Genomic DNA, 16,301 nt, shown 5'->3' with positions numbered 1-16,301 from the left:
AGGAACAGGATGGCGAACATGCCATGGCGCAGATGAGACCGATGAGTGCCTTGGTTCCCGATCCTTCAAAGAAACTATCTCATTCCGCGACTTACACTAATCCTTAAAGTTGTGAAGGCAATATTCCCGGGCTGATTGATTTTATTTGACGACGGCACTCGGAGAAGAAATTGAGATATTACCTTTACGGCGGATTTGAACTGCCAAGGGATTCCGGTCGCGTTATCCTTGGTGACAGTGATCAACGACGGGCATTCTGGGACGAAGTTGAATACAGCCAGCCCGGACTGGGTGACGCGTGTGGTTGCTACGTTTTCGGCATTCGCGTGGGTGGCGGTATTAAGCCTTGGTATGTTGGCAAGGCAGAAAGGCAATCCTTCAGGCGCGAATGCTTAACGATCGACAAGCTATCAAAATACGAATCCGCGATAAAGTACGTCGGCAAAGGAACTCCGCTCGTCTATTTCTACGCTCGGACCACGAATGCAAAACATCTGTTTTCGTCTCCGTCAACTTCAAAGCACCGTGATGTCGCATACCTCGAAAAACTCCTGATTTCCTATGCGTTACAGAGAAACAAGAACCTCATAAATAAAATGGAGACTAAGCTTCTCAAAGAAATGATTGTGCCAGGAATGATCAACTCCCCTCCCGGATCGCTGTCGAACGCAGCAAAAGAAATGCGGACTTTGATGGGCTACTGAGAGATCAGGCTCGAAGCCATGCGTTCTCTGTGCGGCAATCTCTTAGCAGCCAAACCGGTTGGAGTTCTTGATGTGCGTCGACAAGACGGTTTTGACGATCCTCGCCGCGATTGAAAATCGGCCACGATTCGATATTGCGGTACCGATGAGGAGCGATCCCACTGGACTAATTGCGACTTTTCAACAACGTGGCGTCGCGGAGCGAGGTTTCTTGTTTCCAGAGGAACTTGAAGACATTGCTCTCGTGAAAAATGGCGGCAAGCTTTCGACGAAAACGCGCAACGCACTGCGGTCCAACTCGGCGGAGACTATCAAGCATTTGACTGCAATGGCCTTGAAGACGGACGAACCGGAGATGGCTGTTCGTCTATTAATAGGGCTCGATGGTGTCAGGTTGCCCACGGCCTCGTGCATTCTCGCATGGACGCTCCCCCACAAATGGCCTGTGATCGACGTGCGGGCATGGCGAACGCTGGCGAGATTGAGTCAAGCTGGGCTGGAGCTTGAACCCGTGGGCGGTCTGAAAGTCCGACACTGGACGCACTATTTCATGGTCGTAAAAGGCGTTGCCGTTGCAGCCGCGATGACTCCGCAAGCAGTCGATGTCTGGCTTTACCAGCACGACAAGTCGCAGGATGCGATTGCGGAGACCGCGACCATACCCCTTGACTAATTTGTCTCTGATATGATGTCGAGGGACTTCCGGCTGCGGCACGATCGCGAGGATGTGCCTTCCCGAGCCCCTTAACCTCTACCTGCAAACGTGTGACCGCCATCGGCAGATGCCAGATGACGTCCCCCGCTCTAATGGCCGCCCTGTCGAGCAGGACCGTGTGGATTTCACATGTGTTCCGTTAACGGAAACCGTCAGTTGCTCGCGATCTCGCGGTCCCGAAGAAATTTCGAAAGGAACACGAAGCTAAGTATCTTGCGTTGTCGACGCGACCATCTAAGTTACAACCATGACAAGCACCATATTGTTGACCGCTGCAATCATGACGTTTGGCGCGATTATGTGGATTATGCTGACCGAGATCGGCAAACGAACCGATATCATGAGAGCGCCTCCGTCATTCCACGCTAGGCAGGCCAAGCTGATCCTTCCGCTCGCAGCACTTTTCGTCGTGCTGGTTTTGCTCGCCAGCCAAGCCAAGTCGTGGGGATGGCCTTAGTTGGGGTGACGTCATGTTCGTTCCGGCCAAGACAGTCGTCGCCACGCGCGAGGCGCTGGTCTGAATTTCCCAACAGGTCTTATCCCCTCCCAGTTACGATCCAAACTGCGGTGACCAATTCAACTCTGGTAAGATCGCCAAGGCTAGTCAGTGCCTCTTGCAAATTGGGTTCGACCGCCGCCTTGATCGATAGGATTTCGCGAGCGATTTTAGCTGGCCGTTGCGGGAGGCAACGGGAGAAGTTTCTGGCCGTTATTTCGACGGTTTGGAGAAACCGCGGTAGAAGCGTGTCGGCTGCAGCAGCGAACTGGCGATGTTGGCGACGGTCGGCCCATCCGCCTCGCTATTCGCCTTGGCTTCCTGCCACTCGCGATCGGCTATGAGCTCGGCCCATTTCTGCTCGCGCCCCCCAGCGACTGCCATTCGAGCAGGTAGGCAGATCGTTCATGTCGATTCGACGGGCTTGCCCTTTTGGCGCAACTTCTCTGTCCGGGCCTCGACCGCCTGTTTGATTGCCAAAAATGGCGAAGGGAGACCTCATCTCGCATGAACAAGCTGCTTTCGGCCATCGGCCGTGTTGCGAACGATTGGCCCCGCCTGGTCCGGGTTCATCTGATAGGCGGGCCGGACATCGGGCTTTGCTGCCGGGCCAAACACCGCCGAGATCGGCGCTTCACGCCCACGGCGGCAGCGACGAGGCCGATGCAAGGCTCGGCGAGGCTGCATGGGCGGTGATCATACAGATACTGCGCGCGTGAATGCGCGCCTCTGGCCTCGACACCCGGAACACCAAGCGTCCAGCCGGTCGTTGCCGCCCATCGATCCGCGCGACGGATGACCTGCCAAAGGTGGTCCTCCGCACCTTTTCAGGCCCCTGTCAAAGCCCCATGGACGAGTGCGCGCAGCTCTTTGCGCACCGGAATGGCGCTTGAGGGCAAAAGTTGCGTGAAGAGAATGACAACCATGTCGTCGACCGGGCTTACCCAGAAGAAGGTTCCTGCCGCCCCGCCCCAGCCATAGTCTCCAACCTGCGCTGAAATTTGTGCCTTGGCCGGATCAAGCACGACAGAGCCCAACAGACCGAACCCGACGCCATCAAACTGGGTTTCGGCCCAAACTTCGGCTGCCAGCGAGGCAAGATCGCCCGGCAGGTGATTGCACGCCGCCAATCTCAAAGTGCGGGGACTGAGGATGCGTTCGCCGTTGAGTTCGCCTCCAGCCCGCAGCATTTCGGCGAACCGCCAATAGTCGTCGATGGTTCCGACGAGCCCGCCTCCGCCACAGAACGTATCAACCCTGTCCTGCCGCCACTCCGAAACCTCCGGCGCTTCGTGCAAAGCCATTCCGCCAGCCATAGCCTCATAGAGCGGGGGAAAACGGCTGATCTCAGACCCCGGCACAGAGAAGCCGGTATCGGTCATGCCGAGGGGCTCGAAGATGCGAGTCGTGAAGTACTTGTCGAGCGTCATTCCGGAAACGACTTCCACGATGCGGCCGATGATATCTAACCCGGTGCTGTATTGCCATTTCGTGCCCGGCTCCCATTCCAATGGCAGCTCGGCGATCCTGCGCACCATCTTGTCGAGCCCACCGTAGGCAAGGGCGAGGCCGAGTTTTTCTTTGGCATAAGCTTCGCCGAGTATTCCGGGGTTGGTAAACAGGCTGAGGCCGGATGTGTGGGTCAGCAGATGGTGGATCGTCATCTTCGTTTTGACGGGTACCGTTTGGTCGAGCGACGTTGCGTCCGGTATCAGAAGTTGCCTATTTTTGAATTCCGGCAGGTAAGTTTCGACCGGATCGTCGAGATGCACGCGGGCCTCCTCGTACAGCATCATCAGCGCTACGGCGGTGACAGGCTTGGTCATCGAGTAGATGCGGGCGATGAGGTCGCGGTGCCAAGGCCGCTTGGCTTCGACGTCGGCGTGCCCGGCGCAGTCGAAAAAGGCGAGTTCTCCATGACGCGCGATGAGCACCGCACCACCCGGCCAGCGCCCGGTGTCGGCATATCGCTGCATCCACCGCTTCAGTCGCGCGAGCCGCGCCTTGTCGAAGCCGAGGTCCTCCGGATCACGAACTGGTTCGCTACCAAATTGATTCATCGCGCAATGTCCTGTCGCAGGCGAAGGCCCTTCAATCCTGCGCTTTCCCCGCATTATTGCAATAGTTGCCTTGCCCGCATCTGTGTTTTCGGCCCGGCTGCGGCAAGCCTCCGCGCGATGCCGTCGTTCGATCAGTGCCCGTCGCGCCGTCGGCTCCCTCTTGGAGGCAGGCCTGTGCAAGAACGTCGATGACGACATGGTGGTTCCGGCGCACCCGTCCTGACGAGCCCGTAGCCTGCACCCCACCTGGTAGGAAAGACCGTGGCGTCGACGACACCGAGAAACGCTGCGAACTTCCCCTCGAGTTCGAGGGGAAGTTCAGTAAGTCCCATAAGGGCCGACGATCCCGCCCTGTGGACCCCGTATAGCTCGGCGGCCTCCGTCGCCGCGTTGTCGATCCGGGAGGCGTCCCACCAGTTCGTCATGGGCTGCGACGCCCACTCCTTTCCAGCGGCATCCCTTCACACCCGGTCACGCTGGTTAACCAATCGTCAACTACGAATTTGGAATACAAGCGTATATTATGCCTCGGGGATTGCGATCCCTGCCCTGAGGTCGACGATAATGGACTCGGACGCAACATCTGTATTCACACCCGTCGGGCTGGCTCTGCGCGGTCAGCCAACTCACAGGATCGTCCGCACCCTCGGCGACGCGGCATACATACTGCTCAAGGACTGGCCCTTCGATGACGGCGAAGAATACGTCACTGCGGTGAAGGCTTGCGTCGATGCAATCAGCGGGAAGATCGCTGCCGAGGAATTTTGGGGCGCATTCCTACGTGCCGCCGATGAAGCCGGCATCGTTGCGCTGACTGTGGTTCAGCGATCACAATAAATCCATGCATCTAAGAACACTCGGATTTGGCTTCTCGATTGGCTTTGCGACGCGCCGGTTCCGAGCTTCGCCTCAACGATGAAGTCGATCCGGATCGTTTGATCACCGACTTCAAAACGAAGGATGACGTCGGGCTCCACGGTGTAGCCGCTATCATCCGCTTCGGCGAAGCGTGGCCAGAAGCCCGCGCAATGAGATCGACCACCTTGCACAGCGGAGTATCTGCCAAAGAACGGGACCCTCAAGATATGTCAGTCGACCAAAGGCAGATGCGGTCAGAATGTGCGGAACCCAAGGCTCATCAGCCTCGCAGAGTTCGAAAGATGTATAGTCAACGAACCGCCTGCAGCCGGCGGTCATCCAGCAGAATGTTCAGCCATGCCCGCGATACCTTGTCTGCTCCTGAGCCACCGATATGGCAGTCGTCATAGCGGTCGTCATCAGAAAGAAGGGCGTCTGTATTGACCCCCTCGCGAATCCCACCGCCGCCCTTGGACAGGTTCTGTTGCGCCTGAACTATCGGGTTGTCCGGCGTGTGCACCTTGAACCCGCCATTGCTCGGCTCCAAGCATTTTGAAGCGATCGCAATATACACGGGAGCGTTGACGCCTTGTCCTCTCAGCGTAGCGACCATTGAAAGAAATCGTTCCTCGTAGGCTGGCGCGCTTGTACCCTTGACGAAATCGGCCTCTCCCTGCACCCAGAGAACCTTTGTGGGCCGATATCCGGCACTGCGCAGTTGCTTCACGGTGTCGATCAATTCGCCGTTCACGTCGCCCCCTTTCGCCCATCGTGCGACCTCGGAGCCAGAATATGCCAGGGGGGCGATAACGACGTTGTCGTATTGACCTGAGGCAATCAGGGAATTTCCAAGCGACGTCCAGTATTCACCTTTGGTATCGGTGGCTCCAAGCAATGGTGATGCCGCTATAAAACAATGGCTGTTAAAGGCGTTGATGACTCTCTCGCCGTATGCCGATCTATGCCGTTGCCCCCCGTCGTTCGCGGCGTTGGATTGTCCGAGAACCAGCAAGACAGCTGTTCGATCGGTCTGTATCGGGCATGGAAAGGCGGTCTTCGTCTCATCCCCGATCAGCCGCCGATTGTCGTCGAAGCTGTAGCGACTGGGTGGTGTAGCCTCTGCTCCGACGACGCGGTGTTTCACTGTTGAAAGCTGCGGCCATGGAACGATGTCGTGCCTCGCACTCATGCCGCCGAGTACATATACGGCGACACCGGCCATCAGGGCCAAGACGAAACGCTTACCCATAGCATTACCCTTTAGTCAGCACCTACGAGCCCTTTACTCCCCAAAAGCGATCGCCCGCATGGATCGAAAACGCGTCACCAGAGAGGTTCTGACTGGAGTACAGCAACATCGCTAAAACCTCCCTGGTGTCCTTTCAACAAGGAAGAGGAAAATCTACGTCACATAGCGCCGAGGGGAAGACGGACTTAAGTCGGGCTGGCGATCTTAAGACACGCTCTCATATTGTGCTTGAGTAACTTGAATGTCCGTGGAGGGACGGACAGGAGGAGAAGATGAAGTTCGGCCCCAATAACTACAACCACGAAGAGCGCTGCTCGCAAGGCCACAGTTCAGCGTCGACGATAGCAACAATCGAAGCAGCCCTTTCCGCCGATCCTGATCTCGACAGCAGTGCCATCGAAATCAGGATGCTCGGCCCTGTCGTCCTGCTCGAAGGCTATATAACAAAGGCCGCCGACCGCGACAGAGCCATCTCGCTTGCGGCTATGATCGTCGGCGAGGAGAACGTCCAGGACCGGATGCTGAGCCACTTTCCTACGCAGTAGCAGCGGCATCCGTAGGGATTAGGACTAAAGTCTGGTTTGAGCCCCGGCATGAAGTCCCAGCTCTGGAACACTTCCTCCGTTTGACAGTTTAGTTTCCTCCATCGGAATCAACCGCCTCAAGGAGGAAAAGACATGAATATCAAAGCAGTAGGAATTGCGACGAGTATTCTCCTGGCGTCGGCATCTGCCTTTGCCCAATCCTCAACGGTCAATGGTGCGGCGGGTGGCGCGGTTACTGGAGCCATTGTCGGCGGCCCCGCTGGCGCAGCTATTGGCGGCGTTGCCGGAGCAGTCATCGGCACCGCCATCGATCCGCCGCCGCAGAAAGTGGTGACCTATGTTCAGCAGGCTCCCGCCCCGACCAAGCGTGTCGTGGTGAAGGAGAAGGTCGTCGTCGGACAGCCCCTGCCGGAGACGGTGGTCGTGACGCCGATTCCCGATGACCCGAAATATTCATACGCGATCGTCAACGATGAGCGTGTGATCGTCGAACCTTCCTCGCGGAAGGTCATTCAGATCATCCAGTGACGATGGGCGGCTTCTGCCGCCCTTTCCCAACACACGAGGCACCCATGCACCGCATGAGAATGCGGGCCGGCGTCGTGTGCCGAACATCGGAGGTCAATCATGAAAAGCAATCATCTCACCATGCTCGTAGCAGCGTTGTCACTTAGCGTGTCACCACTTGCAACCTTGCCGGCGGCTGCCCAGCAGGACACGAAGAGCAGCGGCCAGGCCCAATCTCAGACCGGCACGGACGCCGGCTCGCAGTCCGGGGCAAGCAAGAGCGGCACCGACTGCACTCCCGACGCTTCAGGAGCCTGCCCGCAAGGCAAGACCCAGTCAACGCAGCAGAAGTCCGATCAGGGTTCGGACATGAAAAAGAGCACCGAGCAGCCCTCGAACGATAATTCGTCGACAAGCGGAAGCGCGTCGGGCAAGTCTTCGACGGAAACGAAGCCCGGATCGCAGGACGCTGGCGGTGCCACCACAACCGAACAGAAGCCAGCCACCAAGTCCGGGACTACGGAGAGCAGCGGTTCGAAGACCACCACACAAAGCGGTGACAAGTCGAAGCAGTCGACCGATCAGAACGCGACGACGACAAACAAGAGCTCTTCCGAAACCAACGTTAACAACAACACCACGACAAACAACCAGACCACTAACACCAAGACCAACGTCAACATCTCCGTCGAGCAGCAGACGGAAATTCGAACCGTGGTGAAAGAGGTCCATGTTGCGCCAGTGAAGGAAGTTGACTTCGCGGTCTCCGTCGGGGTGAAAATCCCGAAGAAGGTGCGGCTTGAACCGCTGCCGCCGCGCATCATCAAGCTCGTTCCCCAGTATGAAGGATACCGCTTCTTCATACTGGCGGACGGCCGGATCGTAATTGTCGATCCCGATGCTCTGACGATTGTCTACATCATCGAAGCCTAACAGTCGTTACCGGCGGCGTTTTGCGCCGCCGGGCCGCGGGAGCCATCCATGATCTACAATGAAGACAAGCCGTCCGGCGCTGCCTTTCCCGTCATCGTCATCCTGCTCGCCATGATCGCCATTGTTGGCTGCTTGGCCCTGTCATCCGGCCATCAAGCGTCGGCTCGGGTGTGGGTTCCTGTAAGTTCAGCAGCTCTTGGCCCTATCTCATAACGGCCAATGCTGCTGATGAGCCGCCTCAAGGAGCCACGGGCCTGAAACGATGCGGGTCTTTCGTCCATAGCCATCTGGTCTCACCGCTCTACCTCAATCGAGGAGACAGTGGAGGAAGTCGCAGTGCGTAAGCCGATCATATTATTTGCTTTTGGCGCGTTCGCCTTGCCCGCAAATGCGATGGCGCAGTCGCCTGAGCTCGAGGATACCTGCAAATCCGTGGCAAAGAGCTTCTTCATGACCGATCAGCTCGCTATCGGTACCGTGCAATCCTTTCCTGAGCTGAAGCCGCCGGGTGTCCGCATGTCGTATTCTACGCGGCAGGGAACGGCGCCGGCCGAAATGACCGACATATTCGGATGCGAGTTCGACAAGGCGGACAAGCCGCACAACCTTGTGCGCTTCTGCGTATCCAGCACGTGCTATTCACCGAACATCGATGACGGTGACCGCAAGCGCCGCTTCGACGAAATGCGTATTCTTCTCAACCGCGCGGAAAAATAGGATTGCGCCGTGTTCGGCCCGGCCGCCCTCCGGATTTCTGGTCGTTGCCGCCGTGGCCATCGGTCAGCAAGCGTTCGAATGCGGGCGAGGACATCCGACGACGGAACCCTTCGCAGACGGCCGTGCCGTGCGGTCAGAACCGCTCACCTGAGAAATCGCTATCGTCGAAAAATTGGGGCAGCTCGGCCGCCCCTAGCATTCTAGGACCTAAGTCCCTATCGCGAACAAACTCGTCTTTCCGCTGTTTCCTTTACATAATGAAGGAGGACTCCCATGGCCTTTGAACCGGAAAACCTCGCCCACGACCAGCTTGCGAGCGTGCAGTCCGCTGTGTCCGCGGAACCAGAACTGGAAAGCTCGTCAATCTCGGTGAGCATGGTGGGCAGAAGCGTCCTGCTCGAAGGCTATGTGGCCGGTTATGGTGATCGGGAGAAAGCGACGGCGATCGCCGCTTTGATCGCGGGACCGGAGAACGTGCACGACAGGATGCAGGACCGCGGAGAGATGAAAGATAGCTAGCCCGTTCAGGAGGAAGCTTTCCTATCCTGCGTCCAAATCCTCTCCCCGCCAGCAAAGCTCGGAGACCAATGCTGGGCTTGAAAGTTGGTCGCCCTATCAGGAACAATTGCAAGGCCCACGAGTTAATGGCCCAGTCGGGCGTAAGCGTAATCGGAGCGCGGCGCTCTCCACATCCCTCGGGTATCCGAGGTTGCTTCCAGCCTTCGAGCTGTGACGCGGGGTTCGAATCCCTGCCCCGACAACAAAATTCAATAGATCGAACAGAGCCGGGCGAATTCTCGTGGCCTCGTTCCCTGTAAGTCGCGACGATCTTCAGTCAATTATGTAAGGGGTATTGTCCTGTCGCTAGCGCAAGCCTTTGTACGCGGCGTGTCGCGGCTTTCCATCGTGTGTCCGGGCGCGGTACTCAATCTCGGCTATGAGCGTCGGCTGCACCCAAACCAAGTTCTTCCGCCGACCCTGATCGAGAGTGGTTTTCCCCGGGGAACAAGGATTTCTTAAACGGGTTTTCTCAGCACTGACTCGGTCAGTTCGAGGTGAAATGACCGAGTTTCCGTTAGAGGCTCGCTCATGGTCGAGGACAGAATTATCATCCGAAAGCGCAAATGGCTTGCCACGGTGCGGGGTATTGTCACGCACAGCGTCGGCGGCCCTGAATTAGAGCATGCTCCATGTGATATGCTGCTTGGCAACGCCATTCTTCGTGTCGCCAGGTTGGATCAGTCTGTCTGCAGCACGGCGGCTGCGACAGTCACATTGGAGGGCATTGAGCTTGATTGCGAAGATTGCAGGCGGCTCGCCCTGAAATACGGAGATAGTCTCAAAGTTCGCGAGTAACGATATCCTACTGCGCTACCATCGCCAAACAACGGACCGCTTGTGGTCTGGTAGGGTCTGATTAGCGCTGCGGCCTGCTCCACGAGGTCCTCGTTATTCATGCGAGTAGGATAGCGTCGAGACCCACGTGGCCACTGTCCTCAGGGTTGAAAGGGTATGTTTCTGCCTATCGCCATGGGGACTCGCGAACTCCACCCTAAGACTTCGGAGGATTTCCTCCCGGGAGTGGCCCTGGGAGTGCAAGTCTACGACCCGAGCGACGAAACCCTGATGATCTGGAGAAATCTTCAGCTCATGGCATGCGTCGACGATGGTCGCCAGGAGGAATTCGAGATCGTCAAGATCAATAGCCAAATCCGAAAGCAGGCCCAATTCATACCCTCGCAGACAAAGGTAGAGAGCGTCATTCGGCGTCAGTGCGAGGTGATCGCACGACCGCTGGACGCGAGATGCTCTGTAATGGCGCGCCGGATTTCGGTAACCGTGTCGAAGAGCCTGTTGTCCAAGTCGATGACATTGAAGCGGACAGCGATGAATTTGAGGCGGTTCTCGACAGGGATCGCGATCCCGACTTCCTGACCATTGAATACGACAGCTTGCTTTTGCATAACAAACCTTCGGCGCGCTACAGCAGCACGATCTTAGAAAAGTGGAACAAAGGGTTTATCAGGCGTCAGATTGCCGTCGTAGGTCGGTATCGGATCGAGACGAGATCACGCACTCGCTGCACCGTTGCAAATAAACGAAGTCGGACAAACAACGTCATCATCCTCCCTCAAGCAAGGTCAAACGACCGCTGAGTATCGTCGGCGTGAGCCGGTTATTTCGGAAATCCCCTGTGAAAAACGTAGTCGAGAAACCCCAAGCAAACAACTGATTTTTTTTGTTATTTAGCAGTTTGAATCGTATGATAATTACCGCAGGTGCGAAGTAACAAATGATGTACGTTCGTCCGGCCCATTGTCGAAGGCCCGCCGGCGGGGTCGAAGCATCGGAGACGGGGCCGTAATTGGGCCAGGAAGGTATTGTTGAACGGCCTGTACGAACGATAGTGCGCATGGCACCAACGCTCGTGGGCGCTAATCCCTGAATACTAGGAGCGATGGTCCGCTCCCAGGTAACCCTTCCAGACAGTAGCGACAGTCCTGACGGCTTCAGAAGTACCCGATTACGGTATAACCAGCGATATATCCGAGAGGGAACATTGTCGCCACAATGTAGCCAGTCCGATAGTTCGACGTCATGGCAATGACGCTGGTTATTAGCCCGGCTGCCATTCCAACCCCGAGGATAGCTGGAAGGGCATCCGCCGCAAACGCGCCGGGGCCATCCCCTGATCCCCTGGAAAACAAATAGACAACAACCATTGCGACAGTTGCCGTCATAAGCGTCCACCCCTGCCGCCAGAACGCCAGCGCGACGAAACCGACGATGTACGGCAAAATAAAAAGGATAAAGAACAACATCAGCATACCAAGGCGAACCCTTTAACAGCTGCTAAACGGTAGTGGGCAAGAGAGGCGGACAGACGCCGCAGATGTCGGCACAGGAGAAATAGTAGGATGGCGGAATGGACCGTGAAGAGATAAACGGATGACACGGCAACGGGGGCGAGCTTTACCCTCCCGTTATGAAGTCTTCACGGGTAATTCTGAATGCGAAGGGGCGCTTACTGAAGGCACCAGCGCTCTTAAAGTTTGCCTCGAACTGCACGGCCCATAATTTGAAGAAGTCAGGTCCAAGCACTTTCATTATATTTCCGGACGTTCGCGGCTCTGGTGTAATGGTCAGTTGAATGGATATGAGTCGGTAGCCCTTCCCAAATGTGCCTTCAAGGTCGAGCGCAGGAACCTCTTGGGCGGTGGATGGATTGGACGGGTCCGTGAAAGTTACCAATTTTGGAAACGAGCCCCTCGGAATCCGCCTCGTTTCATTCGATGATTCGATAGCGTCATTTTCCGCTCGTATCTCGCTTCGGTGGTCTACGGTTGATCGCGACTTGCCTCTCTCTGGGCGGAAAACCGCATTGGCGGCCGGGTCATCATAGGTCTTCATCAGTGCGAAAAGGTATTTGTTCGGAGCTAACTCAACGACTGCGGCTTCGCCCTGCAACTCGTGGCTGAACCAACCGCCACTGTCACCGATCTTTGCCCAAGTTGGGCTCTCGTACCATGCCACGTTTTGCACAGACGAGCCCGTACGAACGCCCTCCGGCGTTTCTACCGTGAGCGTGATCTTTTGATTCCAGTGCCACTCCCGGAATCCGAGTTGGTCACAGCCGAGGAGCCCAGCGGCTAAAAATGCCATAACAAGATACTTCAACGTCTCACCCAGATATCCGTCTGAGCGAGAGATTTAACAGGGCCAAGTCAACAATAATTTTCATATTTGGATAGAATGCAGATGACTGCTTAGGGCCCACGCTCAAGCATCCGCGCGAGTGGCCATTCGCCCAACGCATCGATCAGAGAAAGGGCTCACCGAAATGCCTTCCTCCATCCAGCCTCGCGCGCCGCCGCCTCAGTGCAGAACCATCGCTCCCCGCGAAACGGATTTACAACCGTCTCACGGTAATATTCTTGGCCAGGGACGTGAAAAATTCGCTCGCCGGTGTTGCTGACATTACCTTTGATGCCGCAGCCGACGCCGGACGCCATGGGCGATGTAAATATAGCGCCGGCGAGTATCGCGATTCCCGTCGCTAGCGCTGCGCCAGGTAGCCAGTTGGGAAGCTGACTTTTGATCGGATTCTTGCGGGCATAGCGCCTCCCCGTTCCGTGCGACGGTGTGCCTTTCGCCTTCCACTTCCGATGCATTCGCGGATCGAAGTCGATAACCTTGCCCATATGTGCCCCCTGGGGCAGCACGATGACCTACATCAGCGGGCAAGTCCATTAGTCCCATCTGATGAATTGACGAGGAGTCGAACCTCTTGGGCCTTGCGCTCAGTGGACAGGTCCGCACCCCGATGATCGACTTTATCCAGTTTTGAGTTCGCACCAGCGATCATGTCACGGGTTGATTGCCTAAAGGAACTCCGCAGGTGTCATCCAGCCCAGACAATTCTGACCGCCATCATTTACGACGAAGCGCGCGCGTTGGCGACCATGCGCCGCCCTTGCGGTAGATGACGTTGTCGCGCCGCGTCACCGTCATTCGCCCGCCACCTGACAAAGGAATTGCATCGTTCATGGCACGCGCCAAGTTCCAGCATTAATGCAACCGAGGAGAAGATCGCTAACATGCCACCCTAAAGCTTTGGAGGGTTTTCGACATGCCATGCGATTCCAGGAACAGGAGGAAGCCAGGGTTCTCGGTGGACCGTCCAGCCCTCAAGCAACGGTTTGATGTCGTAGAGAGCCTCGTCCAGGGTGCCGAGGAATATCTCAACGCCGCCGTCGAACAAATAGAAGAGGCGCGAACCGCATACAGAGCAAAATTGACGACGCTCATACGTCTGCACCTCCCCGGTCACCCGAACTTGGGGCTGGTACCAGTTCGCAGTCGCTTAGTACGGGGACCCCATCAGCTTTCGGCAAATGTCGCAATGACATAGGCCCGATACATAAGGTTCGCCCCGAACCTCATACCTGATCCTGCCACAGAGCATCCACCCGCACGCATAAGCCGTTTTTGGTGGTATTTGCTACCTAATGCCGCAAATCCGCAGGGGACGCCCGATACTAGGAATGGGCGCTAGGCACCATCGACGGCCGGTCAAAGAACTGGCAGCGGAGATCGCGTCACTTAATCAATTCCCCGGCCTATGGAAGTTCGATCTCACCCTCCACCACGTGGTTGAGGCCGCCGCCTTCGGCCGTTAGCGTCATGCGGACTCTCAGCTTTTTGCCGTCTGTTTGCCCGTTACGCACCGTCTCCTCGATCTTACGCTGCGAGGTCACGCCGACTTCCTTTAGGAACTTGCGGATCGACATGTTGAAGGCGTCTTCGCTCATGGCGGAACTCCTCTACATCCGAAAGAGATTGTAACGGAAGGAAAGTGGTCGGGGAAGCTATCGAGTTGGTGAAGTACATCAGGGTGCTCTGACCTTTTGGGGGCTGAGGGCAACGACGGGGTGACAAGCCGTCCATACCGGCCTACCGACAGGTGCTGGATAAGGATCAATCCGTTTCAAATGCCTTTCGCTCGCATGCACGCCGATATCCGGTGGCAGAGTTGACAACCGAACCAGTTTTGCTAGCTTGAGTTCGGACGGAGGCAAGACAATTGCTTGCTTGAGGTCGGTCGAAGACCCGTCAGCGGAGCGCGGATTTAGACGCGTCGTACCGTTCAAAGACTGCGGAGTGACGCTTTTAGGCGTCGTCTTGTGCGAGGAATATCCTCCCAACTGAGGGGCGGCCCTTTGGTCCGTTGCACGTCCGCTTCAGCAATGAAGCAAAGGACGTGGACTCGTGAACTTAAAGAAGCGAATACAATATCTGAGAAGTCAGGCCGCCGAGAGCCAAGGATGGCTATGCTACTACTGCCAGCAACCCATGTGGGAGACTGATCCGAAAAGCTTCAGCTCACGGTTTGCGCTCACGGGCCGCGCAACGTTGGAGTTCCAGTGCACGGCAGAGCATTTGGAGGCTCGATGCGATGGAGGCCGCGATACAAACGAGAATGTCGTCGCTGCCTGTCGTTATTGCAACGGGAACCGCCACAAGAGAAAGCGGCCGAAAGACGCGGTCTCCTATATGGGCCTTGTTCGATCACGGATGGAGCAAGGTCGATGGCATCGCGTCACGTTGGTGGATACCCCCCGCCCCTGCATGCCGGTAACGCGTTGTGGTGAACGCTACCCCAACCGGTCCCCTAAATGTGAAGCTTTCTCTTTTTCAATAGCTTAATTCACTCGCGTTATGTTTGCGTGGAACAGGAGAGCGCCCCCATGCCGCGCAGACAGTTTGCCACCTACACCAGCGTACTCACAGTGGCGATGATCGCATTTATCCTTGGCTTCCCATTTCTTCTGTCTGCTCTCGCACGCGCGATCCGCTGTGCGCCGGATACCTGTGGAGCGGTTGGGCTCGTATTCGGATTGTATGGTCGGATGCTTGGGGTCCTCATATACGGTACCGCAATGTTGACCGTCATATTTGCTCGCTGCAGACGCGCCGGATTGAGTTCCTGGTGGGTTGTTGCGTCGCTTTTCTGGCTGCTTGCCGCTCGTGACGTTCTGATGGCAGGTTTGAATTTTTGGGCCGTGGGCTTTTCCTTGGGAATCCTGTCGATCCGGTGGCCGATAACCCTAATCTTCTTCTTCGTCTTTGTTACGTTCCTCTCGCTGTGGAAAGGCTCGGACGAGGACGGAAGTGAAGCACAGCCAGGGAGCTGGAAGATTGCTCAAGTGAGCATGGCATTGTCTGCGATCATCAGTGCCGTCATGTCCATACCGCTATTCGTGACACTGGCATGGATTGCCGGACTGAGGTTGATCAACCCGCAAAGCGCAATCATGACCATCCAATACTCGCTCTATGTTCGCATCGGGACACAATTCATCACCCTCACTACAGTGCTTTGGTTGCTCCTGTTCGTCTTTGCGGGCGCGTTGATCCGCACGCTTGTTTCGCAACGTCGGTCAGACCTTCAGGTGCCTCCTACGCGATTTTCCCGCCCGGCTTCGTAGGAGGGCGGACGACGCCTCTGTGACGCTCCCCTGACGGTTCCTTGCTTCAGCTCGCTGCTCTCCCGATGCAGTAGGAAATGACAAATTTTTGAGGTTCATGAATGCAACGTCTCTCTTTGCTAATCCTTTTCCGCGACGGCCTTCACGATTTGAACGATCTGGAGGCGGCGCTGACCCGGTACCGCGAGCCTCTTCAACAGGTCGCTCCCGATCACTTGAAATTCGGGGCACCGCTCGAATTGGATATTAAATTAAGCAGCGAGAGCCATGTCCTGATTGAATCCCAGGAGATTGCGGAATTTTTTCCTCATAAAGACAGCAGTGCAATTGCTCTCTGCAATCAGCGTCTCGAACTGTCATGGGCCATGAAAGATGATCCGGGCTTGATTACAAATCTCATCGGTCTTTTGGAGCCCGAGGTAAATCGTCTGGTCGGCAAATGTTGGACCTTCGACCCCCACGCTGGCTTGTGGTTTTCGTAGGTTGCAAATGCAACTAGACCCACGCAGGACGCTTATGAAGGCGAGC

23 protein-coding genes and 3 pseudogenes are annotated in these 16,301 nt (G+C 56.5%); 15 read left to right on the top strand and 11 right to left on the bottom strand.

Annotated elements, in window-relative coordinates; all coding sequences use genetic code 11:
• Positions 1 to 170 precede the first annotated feature (170 nt).
• From HJB89_RS10990 to HJB89_RS10980, 3 genes are all read left to right on the top strand, one after another.
• Positions 171 to 704 (top strand): hypothetical protein, encoded by a 534-nt coding sequence (locus tag HJB89_RS10990; protein WP_221149816.1) that lies wholly within the window; start codon positions 171 to 173, stop codon positions 702 to 704.
• 70 nt (positions 705 to 774) lie between these two features.
• Positions 775 to 1,377: a hypothetical protein gene (locus HJB89_RS10985; protein WP_221149815.1), complete on the top strand. Its 603-nt coding sequence runs from the start codon at positions 775 to 777 to the stop codon at positions 1,375 to 1,377.
• Between the two features lie 289 nt (positions 1,378 to 1,666).
• Positions 1,667 to 1,876, top strand: a complete 210-nt coding sequence (locus HJB89_RS10980; RefSeq protein WP_221149813.1) for a hypothetical protein — start codon at positions 1,667 to 1,669, stop codon at positions 1,874 to 1,876.
• A gap of 252 nt (positions 1,877 to 2,128) precedes the next feature.
• Here the strand turns inward: HJB89_RS10980 and HJB89_RS10975 are convergent.
• Positions 2,129 to 2,310 (bottom strand): annotated as a pseudogene (locus tag HJB89_RS10975) (NIPSNAP family protein); the annotation flags it as partial.
• Between the two features lie 19 nt (positions 2,311 to 2,329).
• A pseudogene (locus HJB89_RS33215) lies at positions 2,330 to 2,509 on the bottom strand (SOS response-associated peptidase); the annotation flags it as partial.
• On the opposite strand from HJB89_RS33215, the pseudogene HJB89_RS33210 reads away from it, so the two are divergent.
• A pseudogene (locus tag HJB89_RS33210) lies at positions 2,500 to 2,634 on the top strand (acyl-CoA thioesterase); the annotation flags it as partial. The pseudogenes HJB89_RS33215 and HJB89_RS33210 sit on opposite strands and share 10 nt — an antisense overlap.
• Before the next feature lie 108 nt (positions 2,635 to 2,742).
• Here the strand turns inward: HJB89_RS33210 and HJB89_RS10970 are convergent.
• Positions 2,743 to 3,975: a serine hydrolase gene (locus HJB89_RS10970; protein WP_221149811.1), complete on the bottom strand. Its 1,233-nt coding sequence runs from the start codon at positions 3,973 to 3,975 to the stop codon at positions 2,743 to 2,745.
• 564 nt (positions 3,976 to 4,539) lie between these two features.
• On the opposite strand from HJB89_RS10970, the gene HJB89_RS10965 reads away from it, so the two are divergent.
• Positions 4,540 to 4,812, top strand: coding sequence for a DUF982 domain-containing protein (locus HJB89_RS10965; RefSeq protein WP_221149809.1), 273 nt, complete (start codon positions 4,540 to 4,542; stop codon positions 4,810 to 4,812).
• A gap of 331 nt (positions 4,813 to 5,143) precedes the next feature.
• Here the strand turns inward: HJB89_RS10965 and HJB89_RS10960 are convergent, their stop codons facing one another.
• Positions 5,144 to 6,082, bottom strand: a complete 939-nt coding sequence (locus HJB89_RS10960) for a sialate O-acetylesterase (protein ID WP_221149807.1) — start codon at positions 6,080 to 6,082, stop codon at positions 5,144 to 5,146.
• A gap of 272 nt (positions 6,083 to 6,354) precedes the next feature.
• Here HJB89_RS10960 and HJB89_RS10955 point away from each other — a divergent pair, with 272 nt between their 5' ends.
• The 6 genes from HJB89_RS10955 to HJB89_RS10930 all read left to right on the top strand — a co-directional run bounded on the left by HJB89_RS10955 (position 6,355) and on the right by HJB89_RS10930 (position 9,303).
• Entirely contained in the window at positions 6,355 to 6,627 is a 273-nt protein-coding gene (locus HJB89_RS10955) for a BON domain-containing protein (RefSeq protein WP_221149805.1), read from the top strand.
• Positions 6,628 to 6,759: 132 nt separating this feature from the next.
• The gene (locus HJB89_RS10950; protein WP_221149803.1) at positions 6,760 to 7,155 is read left to right on the top strand and encodes a DUF1236 domain-containing protein; all 396 of its coding nucleotides are present in this window, start codon (positions 6,760 to 6,762) and stop codon (positions 7,153 to 7,155) included.
• 99 nt (positions 7,156 to 7,254) lie between these two features.
• Complete coding sequence (locus tag HJB89_RS10945; protein ID WP_221149801.1) at positions 7,255 to 8,067, top strand: DUF1236 domain-containing protein; 813 nt, start codon at positions 7,255 to 7,257, stop codon at positions 8,065 to 8,067.
• 48 nt (positions 8,068 to 8,115) lie between these two features.
• Positions 8,116 to 8,280 (top strand): hypothetical protein, encoded by a 165-nt coding sequence (locus HJB89_RS10940; RefSeq protein ID WP_221149799.1) that lies wholly within the window; start codon positions 8,116 to 8,118, stop codon positions 8,278 to 8,280.
• A gap of 123 nt (positions 8,281 to 8,403) precedes the next feature.
• Positions 8,404 to 8,784 carry a hypothetical protein gene (locus HJB89_RS10935; RefSeq protein ID WP_221149796.1) on the top strand — a complete coding sequence of 127 codons (381 nt, stop codon included), beginning with the start codon at positions 8,404 to 8,406 and terminating at the stop codon, positions 8,782 to 8,784.
• Between the two features lie 273 nt (positions 8,785 to 9,057).
• Positions 9,058 to 9,303, top strand: a complete 246-nt coding sequence (locus HJB89_RS10930) for a BON domain-containing protein (protein WP_221149795.1) — start codon at positions 9,058 to 9,060, stop codon at positions 9,301 to 9,303.
• A 345-nt stretch (positions 9,304 to 9,648) separates the two neighbouring features.
• On the opposite strand, the gene HJB89_RS33735 is transcribed toward HJB89_RS10930, so the two are convergent.
• The gene (locus HJB89_RS33735; RefSeq protein ID WP_409201823.1) at positions 9,649 to 9,942 is read right to left on the bottom strand and encodes a hypothetical protein; all 294 of its coding nucleotides are present in this window, start codon (positions 9,940 to 9,942) and stop codon (positions 9,649 to 9,651) included.
• Here HJB89_RS33735 and HJB89_RS10925 point away from each other — a divergent pair.
• Positions 9,874 to 10,140: a hypothetical protein gene (locus HJB89_RS10925; RefSeq protein ID WP_221149794.1), complete on the top strand. Its 267-nt coding sequence runs from the start codon at positions 9,874 to 9,876 to the stop codon at positions 10,138 to 10,140. The genes HJB89_RS33735 and HJB89_RS10925 overlap by 69 nt on opposite strands.
• A 413-nt stretch (positions 10,141 to 10,553) precedes the next feature.
• Here the strand turns inward: HJB89_RS10925 and HJB89_RS33200 are convergent, their stop codons facing one another.
• The 6 genes from HJB89_RS33200 to HJB89_RS10895 all read right to left on the bottom strand — a co-directional run bounded on the left by HJB89_RS33200 (position 10,554) and on the right by HJB89_RS10895 (position 14,096).
• Positions 10,554 to 10,748: a hypothetical protein gene (locus HJB89_RS33200; protein WP_184340863.1), complete on the bottom strand. Its 195-nt coding sequence runs from the start codon at positions 10,746 to 10,748 to the stop codon at positions 10,554 to 10,556.
• A gap of 278 nt (positions 10,749 to 11,026) precedes the next feature.
• The gene (locus HJB89_RS33730) at positions 11,027 to 11,224 is read right to left on the bottom strand and encodes a BA14K family protein (protein WP_221150008.1); all 198 of its coding nucleotides are present in this window, start codon (positions 11,222 to 11,224) and stop codon (positions 11,027 to 11,029) included.
• A gap of 70 nt (positions 11,225 to 11,294) precedes the next feature.
• Complete coding sequence (locus HJB89_RS10910) at positions 11,295 to 11,612, bottom strand: hypothetical protein (protein WP_221149792.1); 318 nt, start codon at positions 11,610 to 11,612, stop codon at positions 11,295 to 11,297.
• A 145-nt stretch (positions 11,613 to 11,757) separates the two neighbouring features.
• Positions 11,758 to 12,462, bottom strand: a complete 705-nt coding sequence (locus tag HJB89_RS10905) for a hypothetical protein (RefSeq protein ID WP_221149791.1) — start codon at positions 12,460 to 12,462, stop codon at positions 11,758 to 11,760.
• 155 nt (positions 12,463 to 12,617) lie between these two features.
• Positions 12,618 to 12,986, bottom strand: a complete 369-nt coding sequence (locus HJB89_RS10900; protein WP_221149790.1) for a hypothetical protein — start codon at positions 12,984 to 12,986, stop codon at positions 12,618 to 12,620.
• A 918-nt stretch (positions 12,987 to 13,904) separates the two neighbouring features.
• A complete protein-coding gene (locus HJB89_RS10895; protein WP_221149789.1) occupies positions 13,905 to 14,096 on the bottom strand; it encodes a DUF6494 family protein in 192 nt (63 codons plus the stop codon).
• A 541-nt stretch (positions 14,097 to 14,637) separates the two neighbouring features.
• Between HJB89_RS10895 and HJB89_RS33725 the strand changes: the two genes are divergently transcribed.
• The 3 genes from HJB89_RS33725 (at position 14,638) to HJB89_RS10880 (ending at position 16,255) form a co-directional block, all read left to right on the top strand.
• Positions 14,638 to 14,991 carry an HNH endonuclease gene (locus HJB89_RS33725; protein WP_409201825.1) on the top strand — a complete coding sequence of 118 codons (354 nt, stop codon included), beginning with the start codon at positions 14,638 to 14,640 and terminating at the stop codon, positions 14,989 to 14,991.
• A gap of 41 nt (positions 14,992 to 15,032) precedes the next feature.
• The gene (locus HJB89_RS10885) at positions 15,033 to 15,773 is read left to right on the top strand and encodes a hypothetical protein (protein ID WP_221149786.1); all 741 of its coding nucleotides are present in this window, start codon (positions 15,033 to 15,035) and stop codon (positions 15,771 to 15,773) included.
• Between the two features lie 101 nt (positions 15,774 to 15,874).
• The gene (locus tag HJB89_RS10880; RefSeq protein ID WP_221149784.1) at positions 15,875 to 16,255 is read left to right on the top strand and encodes a hypothetical protein; all 381 of its coding nucleotides are present in this window, start codon (positions 15,875 to 15,877) and stop codon (positions 16,253 to 16,255) included.
• Positions 16,256 to 16,301: the final 46 nt, after the last annotated feature.

The organism is Rhizobium sp. NZLR8 (assembly GCF_019685025.1).
Classification (GTDB): Bacteria; Pseudomonadota; Alphaproteobacteria; order Rhizobiales; family Rhizobiaceae; genus Rhizobium.
The sequence above is the reverse complement of the archived record's forward strand: the minus strand, read 5'-3'. Positions and strand labels throughout refer to the sequence as shown.

Excerpts from the sequence above, each read along its gene's own strand:
- HJB89_RS10985 (WP_221149815.1), top strand. The coding sequence starts at position 775 with ATGTGCGTCGACAAGACGGTTTTGACGATCCTCGCCGCGATTGAAAAT.
- HJB89_RS10980 (WP_221149813.1), top strand. The coding sequence starts at position 1,667 with ATGACAAGCACCATATTGTTGACCGCTGCAATCATGACGTTTGGCGCG.
- HJB89_RS10970 (WP_221149811.1), bottom strand. The coding sequence starts at position 3,975 with ATGAATCAATTTGGTAGCGAACCAGTTCGTGATCCGGAGGACCTCGGC.
- HJB89_RS10965 (WP_221149809.1), top strand. The coding sequence starts at position 4,540 with ATGGACTCGGACGCAACATCTGTATTCACACCCGTCGGGCTGGCTCTG.
- HJB89_RS10960 (WP_221149807.1), bottom strand. The coding sequence starts at position 6,082 with ATGGGTAAGCGTTTCGTCTTGGCCCTGATGGCCGGTGTCGCCGTATAT.
- HJB89_RS10955 (WP_221149805.1), top strand. The coding sequence starts at position 6,355 with ATGAAGTTCGGCCCCAATAACTACAACCACGAAGAGCGCTGCTCGCAA.
- HJB89_RS10950 (WP_221149803.1), top strand. The coding sequence starts at position 6,760 with ATGAATATCAAAGCAGTAGGAATTGCGACGAGTATTCTCCTGGCGTCG.
- HJB89_RS10945 (WP_221149801.1), top strand. The coding sequence starts at position 7,255 with ATGAAAAGCAATCATCTCACCATGCTCGTAGCAGCGTTGTCACTTAGC.
- HJB89_RS10940 (WP_221149799.1), top strand. The coding sequence starts at position 8,116 with ATGATCTACAATGAAGACAAGCCGTCCGGCGCTGCCTTTCCCGTCATC.
- HJB89_RS10930 (WP_221149795.1), top strand. The coding sequence starts at position 9,058 with ATGGCCTTTGAACCGGAAAACCTCGCCCACGACCAGCTTGCGAGCGTG.
- HJB89_RS10925 (WP_221149794.1), top strand. The coding sequence starts at position 9,874 with ATGGTCGAGGACAGAATTATCATCCGAAAGCGCAAATGGCTTGCCACG.
- HJB89_RS33200 (WP_184340863.1), bottom strand. The coding sequence starts at position 10,748 with ATGCAAAAGCAAGCTGTCGTATTCAATGGTCAGGAAGTCGGGATCGCG.
- HJB89_RS10910 (WP_221149792.1), bottom strand. The coding sequence starts at position 11,612 with ATGCTGATGTTGTTCTTTATCCTTTTTATTTTGCCGTACATCGTCGGT.
- HJB89_RS10900 (WP_221149790.1), bottom strand. The coding sequence starts at position 12,986 with ATGGGCAAGGTTATCGACTTCGATCCGCGAATGCATCGGAAGTGGAAG.
- HJB89_RS10895 (WP_221149789.1), bottom strand. The coding sequence starts at position 14,096 with ATGAGCGAAGACGCCTTCAACATGTCGATCCGCAAGTTCCTAAAGGAA.
- HJB89_RS33725 (WP_409201825.1), top strand. The coding sequence starts at position 14,638 with ATGTGGGAGACTGATCCGAAAAGCTTCAGCTCACGGTTTGCGCTCACG.
- HJB89_RS10885 (WP_221149786.1), top strand. The coding sequence starts at position 15,033 with ATGCCGCGCAGACAGTTTGCCACCTACACCAGCGTACTCACAGTGGCG.
- HJB89_RS10880 (WP_221149784.1), top strand. The coding sequence starts at position 15,875 with ATGCAACGTCTCTCTTTGCTAATCCTTTTCCGCGACGGCCTTCACGAT.